19 protein-coding genes are annotated in these 23235 nt (G+C 65.1%); 7 read left to right on the forward strand and 12 right to left on the reverse strand.

Annotation, left to right across the window (positions count from 1 at the left end):
* On the reverse strand, positions 1-249 hold a 249-nt coding region (locus tag QNO00_RS16665; protein WP_284025319.1), incomplete at its 3' end, for a hypothetical protein.
* Between the two features lie 408 nt (positions 250-657).
* Here QNO00_RS16665 and QNO00_RS16670 point away from each other — a divergent pair.
* Genes QNO00_RS16670 through QNO00_RS16680 form a run of 3 tightly spaced genes read left to right on the forward strand, consistent with a single transcriptional unit; the run spans position 658 to position 2336 of the window.
* Positions 658-1221: a DUF4334 domain-containing protein gene (locus QNO00_RS16670; RefSeq protein ID WP_284025321.1), complete on the forward strand. Its 564-nt coding sequence runs from the start codon at positions 658-660 to the stop codon at positions 1219-1221.
* On the forward strand, positions 1218-2030 hold the full coding sequence (locus QNO00_RS16675) for a putative protein N(5)-glutamine methyltransferase (RefSeq protein WP_284025323.1): 813 nt from the start codon (positions 1218-1220) through the stop codon (positions 2028-2030). Before QNO00_RS16670 ends, QNO00_RS16675 begins: the two co-directional genes overlap by 4 nt.
* A 39-nt stretch (positions 2031-2069) precedes the next feature.
* Entirely contained in the window at positions 2070-2336 is a 267-nt protein-coding gene (locus QNO00_RS16680; protein ID WP_229966025.1) for a hypothetical protein, read from the forward strand.
* A gap of 25 nt (positions 2337-2361) precedes the next feature.
* Here QNO00_RS16680 and QNO00_RS16685 read toward each other — a convergent pair whose 3' ends face one another.
* The 4 genes from QNO00_RS16685 to QNO00_RS16700 all read right to left on the reverse strand — a co-directional run bounded on the left by QNO00_RS16685 (position 2362) and on the right by QNO00_RS16700 (position 8364).
* Positions 2362-4839 (reverse strand): alpha/beta fold hydrolase, encoded by a 2478-nt coding sequence (locus tag QNO00_RS16685; RefSeq protein WP_284025325.1) that lies wholly within the window; start codon positions 4837-4839, stop codon positions 2362-2364.
* A 177-nt stretch (positions 4840-5016) separates the two neighbouring features.
* The gene (locus tag QNO00_RS16690) at positions 5017-6018 is read right to left on the reverse strand and encodes a sugar phosphate isomerase/epimerase family protein (RefSeq protein ID WP_284025327.1); all 1002 of its coding nucleotides are present in this window, start codon (positions 6016-6018) and stop codon (positions 5017-5019) included.
* Positions 6019-6062: 44 nt separating this feature from the next.
* The gene (locus QNO00_RS16695; RefSeq protein ID WP_284025329.1) at positions 6063-7241 is read right to left on the reverse strand and encodes a Gfo/Idh/MocA family protein; all 1179 of its coding nucleotides are present in this window, start codon (positions 7239-7241) and stop codon (positions 6063-6065) included.
* Positions 7242-7320: 79 nt separating this feature from the next.
* Positions 7321-8364, reverse strand: coding sequence for a substrate-binding domain-containing protein (locus tag QNO00_RS16700; protein WP_284025330.1), 1044 nt, complete (start codon positions 8362-8364; stop codon positions 7321-7323).
* Positions 8365-8515: 151 nt separating this feature from the next.
* Here QNO00_RS16700 and QNO00_RS16705 point away from each other — a divergent pair, with 151 nt between their 5' ends.
* From QNO00_RS16705 to QNO00_RS16720, 4 genes are all read left to right on the forward strand, one after another.
* The gene (locus QNO00_RS16705) at positions 8516-10033 is read left to right on the forward strand and encodes a sugar ABC transporter ATP-binding protein (protein ID WP_284025331.1); all 1518 of its coding nucleotides are present in this window, start codon (positions 8516-8518) and stop codon (positions 10031-10033) included.
* Complete coding sequence (locus QNO00_RS16710; protein ID WP_442860497.1) at positions 10030-11082, forward strand: ABC transporter permease; 1053 nt, start codon at positions 10030-10032, stop codon at positions 11080-11082. The genes QNO00_RS16705 and QNO00_RS16710 overlap by 4 nt, the downstream gene beginning before the upstream one ends.
* Before the next feature lie 71 nt (positions 11083-11153).
* On the forward strand, positions 11154-12233 hold the full coding sequence (locus QNO00_RS16715; protein ID WP_229966031.1) for a polyprenyl synthetase family protein: 1080 nt from the start codon (positions 11154-11156) through the stop codon (positions 12231-12233).
* A gap of 151 nt (positions 12234-12384) precedes the next feature.
* A complete protein-coding gene (locus QNO00_RS16720; protein ID WP_284025332.1) occupies positions 12385-13635 on the forward strand; it encodes an ROK family protein in 1251 nt (416 codons plus the stop codon).
* Positions 13636-13737: 102 nt separating this feature from the next.
* On the opposite strand, the gene QNO00_RS16725 is transcribed toward QNO00_RS16720, so the two are convergent.
* From QNO00_RS16725 to QNO00_RS16755, 7 genes are all read right to left on the reverse strand, one after another.
* Complete coding sequence (locus QNO00_RS16725; RefSeq protein ID WP_284025334.1) at positions 13738-15849, reverse strand: PQQ-dependent sugar dehydrogenase; 2112 nt, start codon at positions 15847-15849, stop codon at positions 13738-13740.
* 309 nt (positions 15850-16158) lie between these two features.
* Complete coding sequence (locus QNO00_RS16730) at positions 16159-17559, reverse strand: alkaline phosphatase family protein (protein WP_284025335.1); 1401 nt, start codon at positions 17557-17559, stop codon at positions 16159-16161.
* Between the two features lie 39 nt (positions 17560-17598).
* Positions 17599-18723, reverse strand: a complete 1125-nt coding sequence (eboE, locus tag QNO00_RS16735; RefSeq protein ID WP_284025338.1) for a metabolite traffic protein EboE — start codon at positions 18721-18723, stop codon at positions 17599-17601.
* Complete coding sequence (locus QNO00_RS16740) at positions 18723-19601, reverse strand: TatD family hydrolase (protein ID WP_229966036.1); 879 nt, start codon at positions 19599-19601, stop codon at positions 18723-18725. The genes eboE and QNO00_RS16740 overlap by 1 nt, the downstream gene beginning before the upstream one ends.
* Before the next feature lie 2 nt (positions 19602-19603).
* Positions 19604-21109, reverse strand: coding sequence for an EboA domain-containing protein (locus QNO00_RS16745; protein ID WP_284025341.1), 1506 nt, complete (start codon positions 21107-21109; stop codon positions 19604-19606).
* The gene (locus QNO00_RS16750) at positions 21106-21987 is read right to left on the reverse strand and encodes an SCO3242 family prenyltransferase (RefSeq protein WP_284025342.1); all 882 of its coding nucleotides are present in this window, start codon (positions 21985-21987) and stop codon (positions 21106-21108) included. The genes QNO00_RS16745 and QNO00_RS16750 overlap by 4 nt, the downstream gene beginning before the upstream one ends.
* Positions 21984-23198: an inositol-3-phosphate synthase gene (locus QNO00_RS16755; RefSeq protein ID WP_229966039.1), complete on the reverse strand. Its 1215-nt coding sequence runs from the start codon at positions 23196-23198 to the stop codon at positions 21984-21986. Before QNO00_RS16755 ends, QNO00_RS16750 begins: the two co-directional genes overlap by 4 nt.
* Between the last annotated feature and the right edge of the window lie 37 nt (positions 23199-23235).

The following is a 23235-nucleotide window of genomic DNA, read 5'->3' on the forward strand; positions in this document are numbered from 1 at the left end:
GGTGGAAGCGTCAAAGGCCGCCGCGGCCTTGGCCTGGGCGGCGGCGGCCACGCACTTCAATTCCTCCAGCGCCCGGATCTCGTTGATCAGGCAGACCCGCTCCGCAGCCTCCAAATCCTCCACACCCGTGGAAGGCCTGACGCCAACCCCGGCAGCCCCGGAGACCGGCAACGGCGCGTCGGAAAACGCGGTGGAAGCGTCAGGGCCGGGAGCTCGGCTGTCGTCTTTGGCAGCTGGGGAGTAGTACATGTCTTCTATTTTAGTGGCGCAAAGCACAATCTCAGAGGTTTGGGATTACTGGAGTTGTCCACCTAATTACCCTATTTCTGAGTCGGCGCTCTAAGCTCCTGGGCTGTCGGCCGCTGCCCTACGCGCTGCCTCTCCCACGGCGTCCAACTTCACCCGCTTCCCCTGGCAGAAGTGGGGTGGCCGGCATGGTGGTTGATTGGCTGCGAGCGCCCACCATGTTCGTGCAAGCGCAACCGCCCCGTAAACGGCGATTGCTTCCACCGTCATTGCATCCTGCCGCCGATGGGCCGAGAATCGTGTTTCTGCCAGCATCGTTCCTGAGCAATTCCTGAGCCAGCACCAGCGTCAGACAAACAGCAGAGTCAGAGCAAACAGCAGAGTCAGCAACACGACAGAGGTGGAACGCCAGTGAGTCAACCAAACCAGGACCAGCGCACCGCCGCTGAACGGCTGCAGCTCTTGCGCGGGGGCACCACCGCAGCGGAAGCCCTGGCCTTCTTCGACTCCCTCCCTCCGCTTCACCTCGACGAAGCAGCCGGTTCCTGGCGCGGATCCGAGGTACCGACAGGACATCCATTGAACGGCGTCCTGGGCAGCTTGGGCTGGCACGGAAAGCGGTTCGACGGCGTCGAAGCCGCCCATCCCCTGGTTTTCGAAACACGAAGTGGCCGGCTCTTCGAGGTGAATCCGGGACTGGTTCCCTTGAAGCTGGCCCTGCACCTTGCCCCGCTGTTGCGCCGCCGGGCGGTCGGCAGGCTCATCCGCCCGGTGCTGCAGCTGGCCCGGACTACTCGGCCGCGGGCACGGCTTCGCATGATGGAGTACCGCGGCGTCGGTTCCGCCACCATGATTTACGACGCTCTGCCGATCAACGACGCCTTCCGGAGGGTCGACTCGACCACATTGCTCGGTGCCATGGATCTCCGCGGACCCGGCTCACCGTTCATCTTCTCCCTCCAAAGGATCCCGTGAGCACCTCCCCCTCCACAGGGCCCCCGCTTGTGGCACGGCTCCGGGCGGCCGGCTGCGTGTTTGCCGAAGAGGAAGCGGCGCTCCTCATCACTGAGGCGGCGAGCGCTGAAACCCTGGAACAGATGGTCCGGCGCCGCATCAGCGGGCTGCCGCTGGAACAAGTCCTCGGGTGGTCAGAGTTCTTCGGGCTGCGGGTCCCTGTGGCTCCAGGGGTGTTCGTTCCGCGGCGCCGGACAGAACTGCTCGCGGAGCGCGCCGTCGACGTCATCTCGAGCAGGGACCGTCCGGCGGTGGTGGAGCTCTGCTGCGGCTCCGGCGCCATCAGCCTGGCCATGGCAGCCCACACGACCACGTCCCCCGAGCTGCATGCCGTCGACATCCAGCCGGCGTCGGTGCAACGAGCCAGCGTCACGCTCACCGGATTGGCAACCGTCTACGCGGGTGACCTGTTCTCTCCCCTGCCCCCTGCACTGCGAGGCCGGATCGACGCCGTCGTCGCCAATGCTCCGTACATTCCCACCGCGCAGCTGGGCACCATGCCGCGGGAGGCCCGCGATCATGAGCCGGCGATAACGCTCGACGGCGGCAGCGACGGCTTGGACCTGCTCCGCCGGATCATAGCCGCGGCACCCGATTGGCTGAGCCCGGACGGCTGTGTGCTGCTGGAGTGCAGCGAGCATCAGTCGGAGGCAGTGGCCGGGATCATGGCGTCCGCGGACTTCCGCCCCGAAATTGTCCGCCGGGAGGAGACTGATGCCACAGTCGCCATCGGCCGTCGGGGGTCTGGTACTGCGGAGGCACCAAGATAGGGAAGACTGGAGGTTCGCAATCTCCAAAGGTGGAACCACTTGATCAATCTTCAGCAGGACAACGACGGCTTCATCCACATGGAACGCCACTTCCCCCAGTCGGCGTCCGTCACCATCACCTTCGCCGACGGAACCACCGAGGAAATCTCCGGTGCAACGATCAACAAGGCGTACGACGCCGCCCTGGCGGACTTCCGCCTCAAGAACAACCTGGATGCCAAGGGATTCACCCGCATCGCGAAGAAGCGGGTCCTGGACAACAACAAGATCAACTTCGTTCCCGTGCACCCCGGCATGGGCCAGTAGGTTCGACCGCCGGACTGTAACTGGCTCACTGCCGCCGCGGCTGCAGTGAGCTTTTTGCTGCCACCCGCCGTTCTGCCGCCAGATGCCCGGTGATCAGCCGCAGCAGCTCGGGCAGCACGGCCGGATGGAGATAGTGGCCCATTCCGGGAATCGTCACACGGCGTGAGCCGGAAATTGCAGCAGCAGTGGCCACTCCCCCGCTGGGGTGCACGATGGGATCCCGGTCTCCGTGGATTACCAGGGTAGGCGCCGCGATCAGGGCCAGGTCGCGCGTGCGGTCCTGCGAGGCGTTGATGGCGCCGAGCTGCCGCGACCGCGCAGATCCGCCGTCCGGGAATGCACCCCGGTCCCAGGCCAGACCCGCCATTTCGGCCTCGTCCTCCGGGTCGGCCGGATGGGTCCGCCCGGCCAGATGCCGCATCATGCTTACCCGGGACCTGATGAACTCGTCACGGGTCCGCGGCGGCCGGGCCGCGAAGCGCCGCTTGGTGGACAGCGCCGCCGCACCGGTTTTGCGGGCTCCGGTGGTGGAAATCACGGAGGTCAGGGTCAGGGTCCGGTCCGGATGGTGGGCGGCCACAGCCTGGGCAATCATTCCTCCCAACGACATTCCCACGAGATGGGCGCGCGGCAGACCCAGGCAATCAAGCAGCCCGACAACGTCGTCGGCCATGTCTTCCACGCGGTAGGCGCCGGCCACCGGACGCGCCAACACCTGGTCCAGCAGGGTTGGAGCGGGTGTCCGCATCCGGCTGGAGCGGCCGCCGTCGCGGTTGTCCGGCCGGATCACGCGGTAGCCGGCAGCGGCCAGGCCGTCAACGAACGCGGCCGGCCACGAGGTCAGGTCCAAGCCCAGGCCGGCGATGAGGACCACCGGTTCGCCGTCGTCGGGCCCGTTGACCCGGTAACACAGCCGCACGCCGGTTCCGAGAGTGGCGAACCGGTCTGTTTCGGTTTCCCGCGATTCAGGGCCCACCCGCGGATCAACCCCCTCCGGCCCGGTCAAACGCAGATGCTCATCCACCAGCGCACCGTGCTGCAGATCCCTCCGGTCGGCCAGGAAGTTCATGCTCATGAGCCACGGCGCCTCGGTCCCTTGCCGGGGCAGGGTGTCCAGACTGCGTTGGACGTAGCCGGAGCCGAAGTCCAGCAGCGGCCGGGTAGCCAGACCGGCGGGGGCCTCCGGAACCGCGGCGGTATAACCGTGCCGGTCCATATGGGTGAGCAGCCGGGCGAACCATTGGGCCAGCAGCCCCACCTTGAGGGCCCAGGAAACGTTGGTGTAGCCGATTGCGAAGGCCATGTTGGGCACCCCGCTGAGCATGATTCCCCGGTACGCCACTGTGTCGACAAGGTTCACCGGCACACCGTCGACGCGCAGTTCCATGCCGCCCAGAATCTGGATGGTGAAACCGGTGGCGGTTACGACGACGTCGGCCTCCACTTCCTGCCCCGACGCCAGTTCGATTCCGCGACCGGTGAACCGCGCAACCTGGCCGGTGACCATTCCTGCCCGACCGCTGCGCAGGGCCGCGAAGAAATCTCCGTCCGGCACCGTGCACAGCCGCTGGTCCCACGGACCGTACGGCGGGTTCAAATGCGAGTCCACATCAAACCCCGGAGGAACCACCCAGCCCTGGATCGCGCGGATGACCCTGCGGGATGCTCGCGGCCAGCGCTGACAGAAGGACCAGATGGCCTGCTGCCGGCGGGCGCTGACCTCGGCCATGATCCGTCCGGTCCGGTCAGGGCCGAGAACGCCGAACAGCCCGCGCGCGAGCGGGTCCTCCGCCGGGATCGGAACAATATAGGAAGGAGTCCGCTGAACCATCGTCACCTGTGCCCCGCGGTCGGCAAGCGCCGGCACCAAGGTGACCGCGGTGGCGCCGCTGCCGATTACTGCGACGCGTTTTCCGGCCACGTCCAGGTTTTCGGGCCAGTGCTGCGGGTGCACAATCGGCCCTGAAAAGAGTTCCGCTCCGGGGAAGTCCGGAGTGTAGCCCTTGTCGTAGCGGTAGTATCCGGCGGCGTTGAAGATCCAGTCGGCCGTGAAGTTTATGAACTCTCCGGTTCCCACCGGTTCCTTCGCGGTTCCGTCCGGGTGCGGCTCAGGCACCCTGGTGCGTTCCACGCGCACTTTCCATTGTGCGTCCCGGCCGGACCAGTCCGCTGAGACAACCCGGTGGTGGTAGCGGATCAGCGCATCAATCCCGTACTCCGCAGCGGTTTCCTCGAGGTAGCGCAGGATCCTCGGGCCCTTTGCGATGGCCTTCTCCTCCCGCCACGGCCGGAAGCCGTACCCGAGGGTGTAAAGGTCGGAGTCGGAGCGGATTCCCGGATAGCGGAAGAGGTCCCAGGTCCCGCCGGCGCGTCCGCGCGACTCCAGCAGCGCAACGGAGCGGCCGGGATGGTCGGTGCGCAGGCGGCAGGCGGCGCCGATCCCACTCAGTCCGGCGCCGATGATCAGCACGTCCAGGTGCTCCACGTCCTGCTTGGGTTCCATGACTCCCCGATCCGACCAGCACATTCCGGCTCGTCTGCGGTGCACAGGCACTCCTTCATGCCCACTGAAGCCGACACTATCGGACCCTTCAGACATTCGGCACCCGCCGACAGGTTCCAGCGGCTGACCCACGCCGTCGTCCCCTGCCGTTGTCCGGCAGAGCCGGAGCCGACGCCGTTAGTCCTGGGTGCCGAACGCGGCGTCGAAGGAGGCCGACGGCGGCGGGTAGTCATAAGCGCGCAGTTTCTCCAGCGCTTCGGGTGCGCCGTGCAAGCGGTCCATCGACGCGTCTTCCCATTCCACGGAGATCGGACCGTCGTAGCCGATGGCGGCCAGGGCACGGAAGCTGGCCTCCCACGGGACGCTCCCCCGTCCGGCGGAGACGAAGTCCCAGCCGCGCCGCGGGTCGCCCCACGGCAGGTGGGACCCGAGCACTGTCCGTTGTCCGCTGAGGTTCAGCAAGGTGTCCTTGCAATCCACGTGGTAAATCCTGTCCTTGAAGTCCCGAATGAAGCCCACTGGATCAATGCCCTGCCACATGAAATGGCTCGGGTCCCAGTTCAGCCCGAAGGCCGGCCGGTGGTCCACTGCCTCCAAAGCCCGGACCGTGGTCCAGTAGTCGTAGGCGATCTCCGACGGATGGACCTCGTGTGCGAATCGGACACCGCACTCATCGAACACGTCAAGGATGGGGTTCCAGCGGTCCGCGAAGTCCTGATAACCGGCATCGATCACGCTTTGCGGGACCGGCGGGAACATGGCCACGAACTGCCAGATGGAGGAGCCGGTGAAGCCGACAACAGTGTCCGCGCCCAGTGCACGCGCCAGCCGAGCAGTGTTCTTCAGTTCCTCCGCTGCACGCTGCCGCACGCCTTCCGGGTCTCCATCGCCCCAGACCCGCGAGCCGACGATCGCCTGGTGGCGGAAGTCGATGGGATCGTCGCAGACGGCCTGCCCCTTGAGGTGGTTGGAAATGGTCCAGACCTTGAGGTTGTACTTCTCAAGCAGCTCCAGCTTTTCGGCAACGTAGTCCTCGTCGTCCCAGCGCCAGGCGTCGAGGTGGTCGCCGGCAACGGTGATCTCAAGCCCGTCGTAGCCCCAGGATGAGGCCAGCCTGGCCACTTCCTCGAGCGGAAGGTCCGCCCACTGTCCGGTAAACAGAGTGAAATTGCGTGTCATGGAATTTCTCCTCGGGTGTTGGACCGGACGGTGTTCGGCCCTGGTCAGATTTCGGTCGTCTTGGTCCAGATGCTCTCGGCTGCCGCACTGCGTTCGACCCCGCTGAGGACCTGTTGCACCTGCAGTCCGTCGGCGAAGGAGGGCTCCGGCTGGCGCCCCGCTGCTATGGCTTCCACGAAGTCTTTGACCTGATGCGTGAAGCCATGCTCGTAGCCGAGCATGTGTCCGGTGGGCCACCACGCGGACATGTAGGGGTGATCGGGCTCGGTGACCATGATGTCGGTGAACCCCTGGCGCGTCGCGGGAGCTGTTGCGTCATAGAAGCCCAGCGAGTTCATCTTTTCCAGATCGAAGCTGATGGCGCCGCGCGAGCCGGCGACTTCAATCCGGAGTGCATTCTTGCGGCCGGTGGACATCCGGGTCGCTTCGAAGGAGCCCACGGCACCGCCGTCGAACCGGCCGTGAAAGAGCGCCAGGTCGTCCACCGTGACGGCGCCCCTCTCCTCAGTTGCCGTCCCGGCCAGCCCTGAAGCGCGGCCCAGCAACGGCCGCTCATGGACAAAGGTGTGGAGGGTGCCGCTGACGGCAGCGATCTTTTGCCCGGTGATGAACTGTGCGAGGTCGACGGCGTGGGCGCCCAGGTCGCCCAGGGCCCCGGAGCCTGCCTGGTCCTTCTGAAGGCGCCAGGTCAATGGCGCTTCCGGGTCAACCAGCCAATCCTGCAGGTAGGCGGCGCGTACCTGCCGAATCTCTCCGACGGCCCCGGACTGCACCAGTTCCCTGGCGAACGCTGCCGCCGGCACGCGGCGGTACGTGAAGCCCACCATGGCGAGGGCGCTGCCGCCCGCGGCCTCCGCAGCGGCCGCCATGGCGGCGGCCTCTTCAAGGGTGTTGGCAAGCGGTTTCTCGCACAGCACGTGCTTGCCGGCTTCGAGGGCAGCGATGGCAATCTCGGCATGGGACGCGCCTGGGGTGACAATGTCGACGACGTCGATATCGTCGCGCGCTACGGCGGCACGCCAGTCCGTTTCCACCTCAGCCCAGCCCCATTTGCGGGCAGCGGACTCAGCCGCTGTGCTGTTCCTCCCCACCAACAGGGCCATCTCCGGGGCGGCCGGCAGATCATGGAACCGCGGCGCCACCCGCCATCCCTGCGAATGGGCCGCACCCATGAAGCCGTGGCCAATCATGGCAACCCTCAGGGACGGTACGTCGTTCAACATTTTTCCTCTTATTCCGCGGCTGTTAGGAACCAGGATCGGCGGCGGGGCACCCGTAACAAGGGCGCCCCGCCTCCAGGTCCTAGGATTCGAAGGCGGTGGGCAGATACTGGTCGACGTTCTCCTGGGTGACCACCGGAGCATTCAGGACAATGCGCTTCGGGACTTCGACTTCCACCAGGTCGCTCATTGCCTTGTCCTGGGCGATCAGCCTGGCCAGGCGAATTCCGTCCGCCGCCTGCGTGGAGGGATAGATCACCGTGGCTTCCAGGACGCTTTCCCCGGACTGGATCTCGCGCATGGCGTTTGCTGATCCGGCACCGCCCACCATGAAGAACTCATCCCGGCCGGCGTTGTCGATCGCCGCCAGGACCCCGATGCCCTGATCGTCGTCGTGGTTCCAGATGGCGTCAATTTCCGGGGCGGCCGACAGCAGCTGCGACGTGGTCGCTTCGCCGCCCTGGACGGTGAAGTCCGAGGCGACCCGGTTGTCCACGTCCAGCCCGCAGGACTCAAGGGCATCCGCGAAGCCCCGGCTGCGGTCCTGCGTCAGGGGCAGCGAGTCAATCCCGGCGATTTCGGCGACGACGGCATCGCTGTTCCCGCTGAGCTTCTCGCAAATATAGTTCCCGGCGCTCACGCCCATGCCGTAGTTGTCCCCCAGGACGGTGGCGCGGGCTGCGGAAGGGCTGGAGAACTCACGGTCAACGTTGATCACCGGAATACCGGCCTCGGTGGCCTGCGTTGCGACCTGGGTCAGGGCCGCACCATCGGTCGGCAGCAACACAATGGCATCAACTCCGTCGTTGATGAACTGTTCCACCTGGCTGATCTGGAGGTTGGCATCATTGGTGCCTTCGGCCACTCTCAGGTCCACGTCCGGCAGGTCCTCTGCCGCCGCGAGAGCAGCGCTGTTGATGGCACCGAGCCAACCGTGGTCGGCAGCCGGTCCCGAGAATCCAATGACTACCGTGTCCCCCTCAGCCTGGTTCCCTTCAACCGATGCATTTGTGGGCTGGCTGTCACCTTCATCGCCGTCGGCTGTGCACCCGGTGACCAGCGAACCTACAGCCAGGAAGGCACCGGTGGTGATGAGCATTTTCCGTTTCTTAAGAACTGCGGGCATCTGTGTCTCCTCATTGAGTAGGTGCGTCTTCGCCAAGGACACGGCCACCTCTGAAGCCGCAACTTTGCGTGACCTGCATCACAATAACAGAAGATCGAAAATAATCGACGACCTTATACCGAGCACCGACATAATGTGTTAGGTTCCTCACATGTTCGATGGAGACCAGCCCCCTTTGCTCGAGGTGCGCGGCATCACGAAGCGGTTCGGTGCAGTACAGGTGCTCAAAGGCGTGGACCTGCAGGTGCGCCCCGGAGAGGTCCACTGCGTGATGGGCCAAAACGGTGCCGGGAAGTCCACATTGATCAAGACCCTCTCCGGCGTGCATCAGCCGGAGGGAGGCGTGATCCTCTGGGAAGGCCGGGAGGTCTCGCTTTCGCATCCCACAGAGGCCCTGGGCCTGGGCATTGCAACGATGTACCAGGAACTGGACGTGGTGGACGGCCTGACGGTGGCCGAGAACATTTTTCTCGGCCATGAAAAGGCCAGCGCAGGGATCCTCCACGTCAGGAGGGTCAATGCCCTCACTCGATCATTGCTGGAACGGCTCGGACACGGCCGGCTCTCACCCTCCGTCGAGGTGGGGACGCTGTCGGCCGCAAACAAGCAAATCGTCAGCCTGGCGCGTGCACTGTCCCGCGACACCAAGCTGATCATCATGGACGAACCAAGTGCCGTCCTCGATTCGGGAGAGGTGGCCAACCTCTTCCGCGTGGTGCGGGAGCTCACCACCCAGGGGATCGCGGTGGTGTACATTTCCCATCGCCTGGAGGAGATCCGCCAGATCGGTGACCGGATTTCAGTGCTCAAGGACGGAAGGAGCACTGCGAGCGGGCTTCAGGTTGAGGAAACCTCCAGATCCGAGCTGATTCGGCTCATGACGGGACGGGACGTCGAGAACGTCTTTCCCGAACGGAAACCGGTGGATCCGGACGCGCCGGTCGTGCTCGACGTGGAAGACCTGGAGCTGCAGGGGCTCTTTCGGAAGGTCAGCTTCAAGGTAAGGGCGGGTGAAATCCTGGGCTTCGCCGGACTGGTCGGATCCAAGCGTTCCGAAATTCTGGAAACCATCTGCGGGGTCCGGAAAGCAACGTCGGGCCGGGTCTCGGTTAAAGGCCGGAGGATCCGCCCCGGCTCGGTGAGCGCCGCCGTCAACGCCGGGATCGGGCTCTCCCCGGAAGAACGAAAAAGCCAGGGGCTGATACTGGATGAGCCGCTTTTCAAGAACGTCACGCTGTCCACCTTCGAACGGTTCGCACGTGCCGGCTACCTCAACGAAAAAGCGGAACGGGACGCTGCCCGAGCTCAAATCAGCGCCCTGGAACTGCGGCCGGCCGATCCGGACCGCCCCACCCGCACCCTTTCCGGCGGTAATCAGCAGAAGATCCTCCTTGCCCGCTGGCTGGTGCACGGGACTCCGGTATTACTGCTCGACGAACCGACCCGTGGCGTCGATGTCGGTGCGCGGGCGGAAATCTACAGCCTGATCCGCCGGCTCGCCGCGGACGGAACAGCCATTATCGTCGTCTCCAGCGAGATCGAGGAAGTGCTGGGGCTTGCGGATACGGTGCTCGTCATCGATGACGGCAACGTCCTCACCGAAACCAACCCAAGCGACATTGACGAGCACGGCGTGCTCGACCTGATTATGAAGGGAAGTGCCGCGTGAGCGAGCCAAACACCACTGTCGCTAATCCAGCTGACACCCCGCCCGGCGGCTCCAGCCCAGCCCGGACGAACCCGCTGAAAGGTGCCCTTGGCGGTTCCGTGGGGCGCAGCCTCGGTCTGGTCATTGCGCTGGCCCTGCTGTTCGTGGTGGGCGCGGTCACCAGTGGCGACCGGTTCCTGAATGTGGAGAACCTGCTCACCATCCTGCGGCTTGCGTCCGTCATCGGCGTCATCAGCATTGGCGTCACCTTCGTCATTACCGCCGGGGGCATCGACCTTTCCGTGGGGTCCGTCATGGGCCTGGCCACGGTGGTCGCCAGCCTGAAGAGCGTCCAGCTCGCGGCAACCGAATCATCGTGGCTGATCATGGTCCTGGTCCCTCTCGCGGTCGGCGCGGGAGTCGGGCTGTTGAACGGGGTGGTGATTGCCTACGGAAACGTGGTGGCCTTTATCGCCACGCTCGCGACGCTTGTGGCGGCACGAGGCCTGGCCGAACTCATCTCAGGCCGGAGCACCCAAATCGTGACGAACCGGGACTTCCTCAAGGTCATGAGGGGCGAGTTCCTCGGCGTTCCGGTTCTCGTGTGGATTTTCATCGTGGCGGCTGCGACGGGCTGGTTCCTGCTGAACCGCACCACCTTCGGCCGGAGGACCGTTGCGATTGGAGGCAACCGCGAAGCGTCCCGGCTCGCAGGCATAAAGGTCAAACGGCACTTGGTGACGCTCTACGTTCTCTCCGGGCTCTGCGCCGGCATTGCCGCAGTGATGATGCTCGGCCGAACAACGGCAGGAACCTCAACCCACGGCCTGCTCTACGAACTCGACGCGATTGCCGCCGTCGTCGTAGGAGGAACCCTGCTTATCGGCGGCCGCGGAACCATTATGGGCACGGTCCTCGGTGTGCTCATCTTCAGCACCCTCACCAACGTCTTTACGCAAAACAACCTGGACACCTCCGTCCAAGCCATAGTGAAAGGCTCGATCATCGTGGTCGCGGTCCTCCTGCAGCAGCGTTTCGCGGCCGGGCGGCCATCCAAGCGGGGAGGCTAGTCTCACGCACGCAGCGACGGCATCGGCAGCGGGCATCGGCAGGCAGCGAAGAACAAGCAGGGGGCGCAGCAGTGAACTTCCTTAACACAGAGTACGCACTGGAAACGGATGCCGATCTGGACCTGGTTGAAGAAGTGCTGGACTGGTTCTTCACGGACGCCAAGCTGCGCGCGGTCTCCGTCCATCCGGCCTACCTCAGCCTTTGGGAAGCCATCGAACGGAGCGCCGCCAGCGGAAAACGCTTTCGCCCGCGTCTTCTTCTGCTGGCCTACCGCCAGCTGGGAGGAACGGAGCCCGCCGCCGCGGCCAGGCTCGCAGCCGCCTATGAACTCCTCCACAATGCGTTCCTCATCCATGACGACGTCATCGACAGGGACATCATGAGGCACGGCGTTCCCAACGTCTCCGGGCACTACAGCAACAAGGCCCGGCGCGCAGGCGCTTCGGCCTCGGCCGCCCAGCATGCCGGCATGACATCCGGACTCCTTGCCGGAGACCTGGTCCTTGCCGGGGCCTACCGCCTCCACGGAAGCGTCGAAACGTGCGCCAAGGTCCGGGAGAAACTCGACGGCATCCTGGACTACGCAGTGTTCTCCTCGATCGGCGGAGAACTCCTGGATGTCGAATTCGCCCGCGCCGTGGAGATGCCCTCGCCGGAGGAGATCCGGACGGTGGCCCGCCGAAAAACGTCCGTCTACTCCTTTGAAGCCCCGCTTCAGGCCGGCGCGGTGCTGGCGGGAGCCGCGGCCTCCGTTGCAGCAACACTCGCAGCCTTCGGACGCGACGCCGGAATTGCCTACCAGATTGCTGATGACGTCCTCGGGGTTTTCGGGCAGGAACAGCACACCGGAAAGACGAACTGGGGAGACCTCAGGGAAGGCAAACGGACAGCCATGCTCTCCTACGCGGCGACGAAACCTCAGTGGGGGCGGATTGCGGAACTCATAGGATCCGACCGGATGACGGCTGCGGAGGCGCAAAGGGTCCGTACCCTGCTGACGGAATGCGGGGCGCGGGAACACGCTGTCCAACTGGCATCCGAACATGCCCAGTCCGCCCTCAAGCAATTGGGAGAGGAAGTGCCGGCTGGGCTCGGCGAGACCCTGGAAGGACTTCTGTCTTCGGTGGTTGACGGTCTTCGTTCGCTTTGAGCCTCCTTTGCGGAGGTGGTGTTTCCGAGCTGGTACCTGCGAGCAGAAATACTATGGGAAACTAGTCCGGTTCTGGCGCCGTCCGCCAGAGGGACCTACAACGGGGGCAGAATATGCAGGCCTGGAATCCGACCTCACGAACACCTGCCGCATGACTGCCGCGGCACAGGGCAAGAACACTGCGCGAACGTACCTCGGCAGCAACCGGGATTCAAGCCGCCAGCACAACCTCTCCACAGTCCTGCAGCTCGTGCACTCCACGGCCGGCGTATCCCGTGCCCAGCTCACGCGGACCACAGGACTCAACCGTTCCACCATTGGGGCGCTGGTCTCTGAGCTTTCACAGCTGGGGTTGGTGATCGAAAGCGACATTGACCAGGCCCAGCAGCACGGCCGTCCGAGCATCATGATCGAGCCGAGTCCCGCCACCCTGGCCTTGTCCGTCAACCCGGACGTCGACGTCGTCAGCGTCGCCCTGGTCTCGCTGGGCGGCCGCATCGTCAACGCAGTCCGTTTCCACACTGTCAGGGCTCCGTCAGCAGTCGAAGTGGTAAACATTGTGTCCGCGGTCTACTCAGGCATGCGTACTGCACTGCCGCCCGGGCACCGTGTCGTGGGTGTCGGACTCGCCATTCCCGGGCTGGTGGAACCCGGCGGCGGAAAAGTCATAGAGGCACCGCATCTCGGCTGGCGTGACGAGCCGCTTCCCGCCCTGCTCAGCGACGCGCTCCAGCTGAGGACAGTCAGCGCCAACGACGCCGTAGTGGGGGCGATTGCGCAGGCTGCCTTCGGAGCCGGGCAGGACGTTCCGGACCTGGTGTACCTCTACGGCGGGGCAAGCGGGATTGGCGGCGGAATCATGAGCGGCGGCCATTTGGTGCGGGGCGCAACCGGGTTCGCCGGACAGCTGGGCCACACCCATGTGCGCACAAATGGTGCCGCCTGCACCTGTGGCTCCAGTGGCTGCCTCGAGGCCGAGGTCACCAGGGAAGCGCTTATCAAAGCCATCGGTCTGCCGCCCGGCGAGACCGAGAACCTCGAAGAAATCCTCATGGAGAAGCTTCAGGACGGGTCCGCGGGTGATGAGGTGCGGTCGGTGATCCAGCAGCAGGTCGGCTTGCTCGCTGTGGGATTGAAAACAGTGATCAGCCTCGTCAACCCCTCAGTTGTGGTTTTGGGAGGGTTCCTCCGCATCTTGGTCCGTGCAGCACCGGGCGCCTTGGACGAGGCGCTGCACGGGTCCGGCACCCGCGGGCCATGGGAGAACGTGAGAATTGAGCTTGCTCCGCTTGGGGACGATCCCATCCTGATAGGAGCAGCGGAGCTGGTTTTCGAACCTTTGCTGTCAGACCCGGCAGGCTTCCTGCAGGGGCCGGCGGGCGAATCACAGGCAGGCGAATAACAGGGTCAAGGGAAAGGACCCTGTGCCGGTTTCCCGGCACAGGGTCCTTTCCTGCTTATGCTCCTTTTCCAGGGACTCGAGTTCCTTCGTCCCGCAGCAACGCTAGCTGGTGGGAGTCAGAACAACTTCGGCGGTTCCGGTCAAGGGACCCGTTCCACCATCACCCGCATCCGTGTAGGAAGCACTGAAAACGCCCGACAGGTTGTCGACGCCGGGATCATGCCCCTCGGGCACGGTGGTGGTGATGGTCCCGGTGCAGCCCGTGGTGCTCGTTTGCGGGTGACCGTGGGCGTCGTGACCCAGAATGTAGGTGACCTGGACCTGAGAGCAATCCACAGGCTGGTCGTCGGTGACGACAACTTCGTAGCTGACGGTGTCACCGAACTGGAAGGTTTGGCCTGCGACAGGCGTCACAAACTCCACCACCGGCGCCTGGTTGCCTACTTCAACAACAACCTCCGCGGACGAGGACTTGCCCCTGTGCTTGCCACCCTGATCGGTCACCTGGAGGCTTGCCCTGTAGGTTCCGATCTCTTCATAGGTGTGCGTCGGATTGGGATTCCGCGAGTCCACCACGCCATCGGAATTGAAGTCCCATGCGTAGCGCAGCCTGTCGCCGTCCGCGTCCGTGGTGCCCGCACTGGAGAACTGGACGGTCAGGGGAGGCAGGCCCACGGTGGGATTACCGGAAGCCACGGCTACCGGGCTGTGGTTCCCGCCCTCGCCGATGTAGTCGATGCGGGAGAGCTGGGCGTCCGGGTTCTCACCGAAATACCCGTCACCGTACTCCAGCACGTACAGCGCGCCGTCAGGGCCGAACTCCATATCCATGGGGTTGTCGACCACCATTGAGCTGACGACGTCCTCGATCGAGGCGAGCTCGCCCCTCTTCATGGTCATCGCCTTGATGTAGTCACGTGTCCACTCGTACAGGAACGACTTGCCGTCGTAGTATTTCGGCCAGGCCACGGACGACCGTCCCTTGCTCGCCTTCTTGTCGAAATCGTAGACCGGGCCGGCCATCGGGCCGATTCCGCCGGTGCCCAGTTCCGGGAAGTTCTCGGAAGCGTCGTAGGAATACCAGACCTCAGGCTGGGCCACCGGGGGCAGCCTGCGCAGACCCGTGTTGTTGGGCGACTCATTTACCGGTGCCGCGCAGTTGAACGCCGCACCGGAGGTATTGGTGGCGAAGTCGTAGTCCACGTAAGGGAGCTCCGCGGTGGCGCAGTAGGGCCAGCCGTAGTTGGACGGCTTGGTCACAACTGCCCATTTGCCGGTTCCCGCCGGACCCCGGAGTGGGTCGGCACTGCCGGCGTCGGGTGAATAATCCGCGATGAAGAGCTCGCCGGTCTTCCGGTCCAGTTCAATGCGGAACGGGTTACGCAGCCCCATCACGTAGATTTCGGGACGCGTGAGAGGAGTTCCTGGCCGAAAGAGGTTTCCCTTGGGGATGGTGTATCCGCCGTCTCTCTGGGGGGTTATCCGCAGCACCTTGCCGCGGAGGTCGTTTGTGTTGCCGGAGGTCCGCTGGGCATCGTACGCCGGGTTGCTTTCGGGCCGTTCGTCGAGCGGGCTGTAGCCGCCGGACGAGAAGGGATTGGTGTCGTCACCCGTGGAGAGGTAAAGGTTCCCCTGGGCGTCGAAGACGATGTCGCCCCCGACATGGCAGCAGAGGCCGCGGTCTACGGGCACCTCCAGCATCCGCTGTTCGCTGGCCAGGTTGATGGTGGAGCCGTCGAACCGGAACCTCGACAGCTGGAGGTATCCCTTGAAGGGCTCAAAATCCGCGGGCGTACCCGTGGCAGGCGCATCGCCCTCGTTGACACCCGGGGTTGCCGGATCATCAACCGGCGTATCCAGGGGCGGGGAATAGTACATGTAGACCCAGTTGTGGCCTCTTTTCCCGAACTTCGGATCAATCGCGATGCTCTGCAAACCTTCTTCGTCGTGCTCATAGACGTCGAGGGTCCCCGCCAGGGTATTCAGGCCCGTGGCGGCGTCGTTCAGCCATACCTCACCCTGGCGGGTGGTATGCAGGACGTCCTTATTGGGCAGCACCGCGAGGTCGACGGGTTCGCCCGGGAAGTCGTTCAGGGTTACTTTTTGGAACGCCGAGTCCGGCGGAGGCGCTTCGGGCGCCCCCGGCCGCGGTTTCGCCTGTGCCGGAGCTGCCGCAAGCGATACGGCCATCAGCGCGGCCAGCGCCAGCGCCATGCTGCCGCGCCGTGCACGTTTGGCCGAAGTTTTGCTGGCATCCGTCGGATGCCCGGGTGATTGAGCTAACCCGCGTCTTGTGACTGTCATCGCTCTCTCTTCTCGCCATTGAGGGACCCGGACCAGCCCGAGTCAGGTTCGTTGAACGCTAACGGAGGCCTTCTGGAATCGCTAGTGGTTTGAAAGAACAAAGTCACTCATTTTTCACACGCCCCGGCTCACGCGCTCACCCCGGGCACACCAAAAGCGCCCCTGTCGGGTTGCAATCGAGTTCCGGGGATTGTTGTTAGTCAAACAAAAGTCAGCTGGTCATTCGGGCAGTCCCTGTGTCTGGAGGACGAGGGACTTGACCGCTGCAGCAGGGACGGGTTTCCCTCGGCGCAGCAGCTCTTCGGCAAAAGGCGGCATTCGTTCTTCGGAAGAGATCACCATCGGCGTGCTGTTCCGGGAGCCGGGAAGCCGCCCGTGAGTCCCGCGGACGTGCCCTGGGTTCAAAGGCACGGTGCTCATGGCATAGCGCAGCCCGGCTTTTTTCCTGATCAGGTTCAGGCCCGCCTTGGCCTTCGCCAGCTTGTCAGCCGGGTCGAAGAAGAGTTCGCCCGGGTCATACCCCGGCTTTCTATGGATATCGACGCCGCGTGCATATTCGGGCGCACGGGCATCATCGAGCCAGAAATAGTACGTGAACCAGGCGCCCGGCTCGGCAATAACGACGAGTTCTCCGGACCTCTCATGGTCCAGCCCGTACCTCCCCTGGGCATTCCGGTCCAGGACTTCATCGATCCCCCGGGTCGCCCTGAGAATATCCGCTGTGCGGGCCACGTCGCCTGCGTCCTGGACGTAAACGTGCGCCACCTGGTGGTCTGCGACGGCAAAGGCGCGGGAGGCCCACGTATCCAGTTGCTCCTTCCCGTCCTGTACATAGACCTCCAGCAAGCCCTCCCTGCGCAGGACTCGGTTAATGTCCACGGGCAGATGTGCGTCTTCGATCCCGTACTCGGCGACGGCGATGACCGCGTACCCGCGGGCCTGGGCTTCGTCCAGCAAGGGAGCCAGTGCCGCATCAAGCTCGGCAGCGGCGGTGGCGGCTTGGGGGTGGTTGGGGCCAAAACGCTGAAGGTCATAATCGAGATGCGGAAGATACGCCATGAGGAGCTCCGGTGCCTGGCTTCGCATGACGTGCCGGGTCGACTCAACGATCCATTGCGTGGATTGAATGCCTGCGCCCGGGCCCCAGTACTGGAACAGCGGAAACTCGCCGTACCGGGACACCAAGTCCTCATGCAGCGCCGGCGGACGGATGTAGGCGTCCGGCGATTTCCTTCCGTCCGCGTGATAGATCGGGCGGGGAGTCACTGTCAGGTCCGTTGACATGCCCATGGCGTACCACCAGCAAATGTTGCCGGCGCGGTAATCCGGTTCTTTGCGCCGGGCACTTTCCCAGATCTTCTCTCCGGCGACCAGCTTGTTGTGCTGGCGCCAAAAGAAGACGTCCCCCAGTTCACGGAAATACCAGCCGTTGCCGACAATCCCGTGTTCCGACGGCGCCAGGCCGGTGAGCATGGTGGACTGGACCGTGCAGGTGACGGCCGGAAGGACGGTGGCCAGTTCGGAGGACCACCCCCCGGCAGCGAGTTTGGACAGACGGGGCATGTGCCGCAGTGACAGGGCAGTGAGCCCCACGACGTCGAGCAGCAGTACCGGTTTCAAGGATTCTCCCTTAGATGTAGTGGGGCATGCATGCTGTCGTCAGGACGGCGCCGGGGCCAACAGGTGGGACCGGGCCCAGGCGATTTCACCTGCTATTCCTTCCACGAGATCGGTTTGTTTCCCGGGCAGGACACTCCACGTGTAGGTTTCAATGTCCAGGTGCACTTCGTGCCCGTACGGCAGGCTGCTGACTTCAGCCACGGTTCTTTCCAGCACTTCCGCCGTCGTCTCCAGCGGAAGGTCCGGCACCAGGTGCAGCGGCATGTGGAAATGGACTCGCCAGGGGCCTCTGCCCGGCAGCCCGTTCAGCGCCTGCGGCAAGTCGTCTGCCATCAACACGGTCCCGTCGCGTCCCAGCTCCCGGACCTGGTGCAGGTAGCGCGGTTCCGCGAACGCCTCGAGCGCGCTGCGGGCGGCCTCGTCCGAGGGCGCGGCCACGTGCAGTGCGGCGGAAGCTTGGACTTTGACGATGCGCAGGCCTGCTGCCCCGACGCTGCGGACGGCCGCGGCCGGATCGGCGAAGGACACCGCGAGGTGGCACGTGTCTATGCACAGGCCGACGTACTCGGGGTCGATGCCTCTCGGGATGCGTGCCGCCAGCCAACCTGCAACATCCGAGACGGTGTCGAGCACGCAGCCCGGTTCCGGTTCCACAGCTATCCGGACCGTCTTTCCCGTGCGCTCCTTCAGTGTTCGCAACCCTTCGCACAGCTCAGCGAACGCCACGGTGGCGGCGTCGTCGTCGTCGGCCGTCCAGGGATCACGCCAGCCCAGGGGCAGCGTGGAGATTGACCCCGGGGTGTCGTCCGGCAGCAGGGCGGCGAGGACCTCGGCGCACTCCAGCGTGTACTGCAGCCGCTCCCGCTGTGCCCAGGTGGGCTTGTAGACGTCCGTCTTCACTACCTCGTTGTGGAAGCCGCCGTAGGGAAAGGCGTTCAGGGTGTGGATGTGCAGGCCCTGCTCGGTGAGGACCTCCCGAAGCACCGCGATGTCCCCGGCGCTTCCCGCCAGACGGCTGGCGAGGCCTGCCGGCAGCCACAGCCCGACGCCGAGAACGTCCAGGTCTGCTCTGCGGCGGACAGGGCCGGCGTAGTCGCGGAGCTGCCGGATTACCCCGTCAAGGTCCTCCGCCGGATGCACGTTGGTGCAGTAGGAAAGCCGCATTAGGCGCGGACACCCCGCAGCAGTGAGTTGCCTTCGAACGTCGCCCCGGCTCCGCCCAGCTCCGCGCCGTCGAACCCGGGGATCGGATCGAGGATCAGCTGGCCGCTTTGGCCGTAGAAGTCGACCGGATTCTGCCACAGGACCCGTTCGACGTCGTCCGCCGTGAATCCGCCGGTGAGCATGGCTTTCGCCGTGCTCACCGTCTTGAGCGGGTCGGACTTGCCCCAGTCCGCGGCAGAGTTAACCAGTACCTTGTCCGTTCCGTACTCGTGGAGTATCGCGACCAGGCGTTTTTCGTCCATCTTGGTGTCCGGGTAGATGGAGAACCCCATCCAGGCTCCGGCGTCCTTCACCATGCCCACGTTCGTCTCATTGAGGTGGTCCACCACCACCATCGAAGGAGCAAGCGCCGACTCACGAATGATGTCCAGTGTGCGGCGCGTGCCCAGGAGCTTCTCCCGGTGCGGGGTGTGCACCAGGGCAGGGAGGGAAAACTCGTGGGCCAGGTCCAGTTGGCGGATGAAGGCTTCATCCTCGGCCGGGGTCATCGAATCAAAGCCGATCTCCCCGACGGCAACGACGCCTTCTTTCGCCAGGTACCGGGGAATCTCGTCCAGGACGGGGACGCATCTGGGATCGTTTGCTTCCTTGGGGTTAAGGGCGATCGTGGCGTGGTGGCGAATACCAAATTGGGAAGCCCGGAACCGTTCCCACCCCAGCAGGGAATCAAAATAGTCGATGAACGATCCGACGCTGGTCCGGGGCTGCCCCAACCAGAAGGCGGGCTCAACCAGTGCCCGCACCCCGCCCGCGTAGAGGGCGGCATAGTCGTCGGTCGTGCGGCTGGTCATGTGGATATGCGGGTCGAAAATACGCATGGCTAGGACTCCTTGCGAGAGACGGAGGGGCTGGCTGCACGGTTCAGCAGGAGAACGACGTCGTCAGGTACCGGACGTCCCGCTGCCTGCCGTTCGGCGGCGAAATCGGCGGCCATGCGCGCCAGTTCAGCGTCGGCGCGATCGTTCAGGTCGGTGACGGCCGCAAGGCTGACGCCCATGAAGACCAGTTTCAGGACTGCGTGGCGCCAGTTGTGCTGATCAAGGTGGGCAGCGGCGAAGGGGCCGACGGCGGCCGCGACGAGCCCGGTCTCGTTGGTCCGCAGCGCCTCGACCGTCAGCCGCAGGCCCGCTGCCACGACCGGAGCCGGCAGGTCCGGATCCTGCGCTGCCAGTGACCCCAGCCCCCGAAGCACTCCGCGCCGTTCCGAGGAGTCCCCCCGGTCGTAGAGCGACAGGACGGTCCCGGCCAGGTCTTCCGGCGGGAGGAACTCCTTCAGGCGCCGAATGAGCTCACCGCGGGCATAATCGCTGCTGCTGCCATGGAGAACCCCCGTGGGATCGGTGTCAGGATGCACCGGACTGCGGCCCACCCTGCGACCGGCTGCAGCGAAGATTCCCGGCAGGGCACTGGGATCTTCGGCGATCCTGCCCGTGCTCTCCAGCAGCCACTCCTCCGCGGCCTTGCCGGCCTGCGCTTCCCGCCAGGCGCCCTGCAGAGCGGCCATGCTCCGGGCAGCCAGGTTCGGAGCATCGAAGGAGTGGCGGGGCAGCTCCACGGCGGCCACGCCGCGGTAATCCAGCTCCGCCAGCGTTGCCAGAGCGAGCGGAACGTTGACCTCCCCTTCCCCGAACGGAAGGTGTTCGTGGGCAACGGATCTCATGTCGTCGAGCTGGACGTTGGCCAGCAGCGCTCCAGCTTCCATCAGCGCACCGCGCACGCCTCCGGGCTCAACCACCACGCAGTGTCCGATGTCGACGGTCACCCTGAGCCCTTCCGGATTGCCGAGCCGGGTCCGAAGCTCGAGCGCATCAGCAACCGTCTCAACGAGCATCCCGGGTTCCGGTTCAATGGCGAGCACGACCCCGTTTTCGGCGGCATGCTCCAGGACCTCGGCAACCCGGGTCTGCAGCCGCTGCCAACCGGACTCGGGACTGGCTCCCGGAGGCAGGATCCCCGAAAAGAAGGAGACGCATTCGGCGTTGAGCACCGCCGCGATGTCTACCGCGCGGCGCAGGAAATCGACACGGGCTGCGGCCTCTTCGTCGACGAGAGCGGGGCGGTGCTTCTCTCGGCGATTGAGCAGGAAACGCGTTCCCGTCTCTATGACCAGGCGAAGCTCCAGCTCTTCCAGACGGCTGCGCAGCCAGCTCAGCCGGGCTTTCAGGTCGGGGGCGAACGGGTCAAGGTGGGGATGGCCGAGGGTCAGGGCCACCGAGCCGTAGCCGAGTTCGTGCAGCAGCTCGAGTACGTCGGGCAGGGGATGGTCCATGAAGCCGTTGGTGCCGTACCCGATGCTGAAGGGAACTGACGATGGCGTGACGGTCATGACTCGCTCACCTTCCTGCCGTTGGGACGGGACCGGAGGATCTTGCCCAGGACATCCAGTGCCACCAGTGCACCTGCAGCCGTCGGATGTCCGTACCGAACCGCGAGCGCTGCTTGGAGCGGAATCATCGCGCGGATGCCGGCCCGGGTCGCGGCCAAGGCGTTTGATGCCGCCGGACTCCGCGCTGCCCTTATCTGGGCCGGCCCACATCTTGCGGCATAGGCAGCAGTGGCAGCGAGAACGGCAAGCATCCTGGCCGGCGGTCCGGACGAGCCGGCCACGACTGCGGCGGCAACCAGTCCGGTGGTTGCGGCGGCGCCGGAAGCGGTCACGGCGTCTGTCCCTTCGACTTCACCGCGGGAAAGGAGCGTCACGGCGACGGTATGGCCGCCCATGATGCCCGCCGCCCCGAGTGCCGGCCTCACATGACCTGCGCCCGCGCCCATCAGGACGTCCAGGGCCCGGCAGCTGCCCATCGAGAGTGCTCCGATGAGCGCGTGGTCCTTCGCGATGAGGTCATACGTCCAGATGGACGCCGCGAGCGGGATCCCCAGAGCCAGTGCGCTCCGTCCACCGGCCGCGGCACACAACCCGAGTCCCGCGACGGTGAGGGCAGAGGCCGCGGCCAGGGCACTTCCGGCGCTGACCCTTCCGGACGGGATGGGGCGCTTCGGGCGTTCGCGGGCATCGATGTCGCGGTCCGCGTAGTCGTTCAGGGCCATTCCCCCGGCATAGAGGCACGCGCTCGCCAGAGGCATCCACATCCACCGGCCGCTCAGGGCGCGGCCGGCAGCAGCGCCGCCTGCCACGGTGTCGCCCAGGACGGTGAGGACAGCAGGAGCCCGGACCAGCTCGAGATAATCACCGAACCGGGTCACGGCTGATCACCGTCCGTGTTGGCAGTAAGGCGGCCGCTGGCGCCATGCGCCCACTGCACCAGGTTGTTCGTCTGCTGCGCGAAGGAATGCTCGTCGCTGCCCCAGGGGTCTTTGAAGAAGAAGCCCAGGGCACCAACATGCCCGGTTTCTCCGGCGGCGTCGGCGAGTGCCATTAGCCGGGCGAGGTCCAGCACCATCGGAGCTGCCAGCATGGAGTCATAGGCGCTCCAGGTTGTCTGGATCGTCAGGCGGGAGCCCAGGAAGCCTTCGACGTGGATGTGGTCCCAGGCCACTTTGGTCTCGCCCAGGTCCGGCACGTTGTCAATGTGCAGCGGAGTTGCCGCACCTCCAGTGAGCTCCCTCAACCCCCGGTTCTTTGACTGCAGCTTCGCGGAAACTGCCCTGCTGTCCGCAAGCGTGGCGCCGTCACCGCCGCCCAGCAAATTCGTTCCAGCCCACGAGAGCACCCGCAGCCCGCGTGCGGACAGGGCCGGAGCCAGTACCGAACGCAGCCAGGTCTGGCCGGTCTTGCCGTCCTGTCCGGCTGTCGGAACCCCGTCCGCTCCGGCAAGCTCGTGCAGCGCAGGAATGTTCAGCGCCGTCGACGGCGTGAAGCAGATATAGGGCGAGCCCGCCAGAACCGCTGCATAGGCCGCTACCGAGCTGGCGGGCAGGACGGACCGTGCCGGATCCTGCAGGGCCGCTTTCAGGAGGCCGACGTCGTCGAACTCGTCGAGGTGGTCCGGCGGCGCCTCTGTCGAGGCGACGTCCAAGACGATGACCCGCTGCAGGCTGTTTATCTCCCGGAACGCAAGGATGTCGCCGGACAGACGAAGCGCAGCATCAGCCTGCGACTCTGTTCCTCCGACGGGGTCGTACCCGGGACGCACCCGGCTGTCCGCGTCAAGGAGCTGGGGCCGGACTGATTCAAAAAGCTCGCCGGGGACCATGCCGGCATCAACAAGTTTCTCCGCCCGCTTGGCCATGCAAACACCGCTGATGTCGTGCCCGCCGACCACCAGGTCTGCGTAGTTCGGGAGGTGTACGCCGCGGAAATCACCATGTTCCGTGACGCATCCCAGCGGTTTCGCCAGCCCGGCCGCGATGGCGGCCAGGCCCATCACTGCGGTAGTTGCCACCGATCCCCGTGCGCCGATGAGCCAGATGCCTGTCTTGCCGTACGTCCAGCCCCCATGGGTGTCCCTAAGCAAACTTCCTCCTCGAAGTCATTCCGCAAACGCCTGCCAG

Source organism: Arthrobacter sp. zg-Y1219, assembly GCF_030125545.1.
GTDB lineage: Bacteria > Actinomycetota > Actinomycetes > Actinomycetales > Micrococcaceae > Arthrobacter_B.

Bases quoted from the DNA above. Each gene is read 5' to 3' on its own strand.
- QNO00_RS16685 (WP_284025325.1), bottom strand. From the start codon at position 4,839: ATGGAACCCAAGCAGGACGTGGAGCACCTGGACGTGCTGATCATCGGC.
- QNO00_RS16690 (WP_284025327.1), bottom strand. From the start codon at position 6,018: ATGACACGCAATTTCACTCTGTTTACCGGACAGTGGGCGGACCTTCCG.
- QNO00_RS16695 (WP_284025329.1), bottom strand. From the start codon at position 7,241: ATGTTGAACGACGTACCGTCCCTGAGGGTTGCCATGATTGGCCACGGC.
- QNO00_RS16700 (WP_284025330.1), bottom strand. From the start codon at position 8,364: ATGCCCGCAGTTCTTAAGAAACGGAAAATGCTCATCACCACCGGTGCC.
- QNO00_RS16705 (WP_284025331.1), top strand. From the start codon at position 8,516: ATGTTCGATGGAGACCAGCCCCCTTTGCTCGAGGTGCGCGGCATCACG.
- QNO00_RS16720 (WP_284025332.1), top strand. From the start codon at position 12,385: ATGACTGCCGCGGCACAGGGCAAGAACACTGCGCGAACGTACCTCGGC.
- QNO00_RS16725 (WP_284025334.1), bottom strand. From the start codon at position 15,849: ATGGCGCTGGCGCTGGCCGCGCTGATGGCCGTATCGCTTGCGGCAGCT.
- eboE (WP_284025338.1), bottom strand. From the start codon at position 18,723: ATGCGGCTTTCCTACTGCACCAACGTGCATCCGGCGGAGGACCTTGAC.
- QNO00_RS16740 (WP_229966036.1), bottom strand. From the start codon at position 19,601: ATGCGTATTTTCGACCCGCATATCCACATGACCAGCCGCACGACCGAC.
- QNO00_RS16745 (WP_284025341.1), bottom strand. From the start codon at position 21,109: ATGACCGTCACGCCATCGTCAGTTCCCTTCAGCATCGGGTACGGCACC.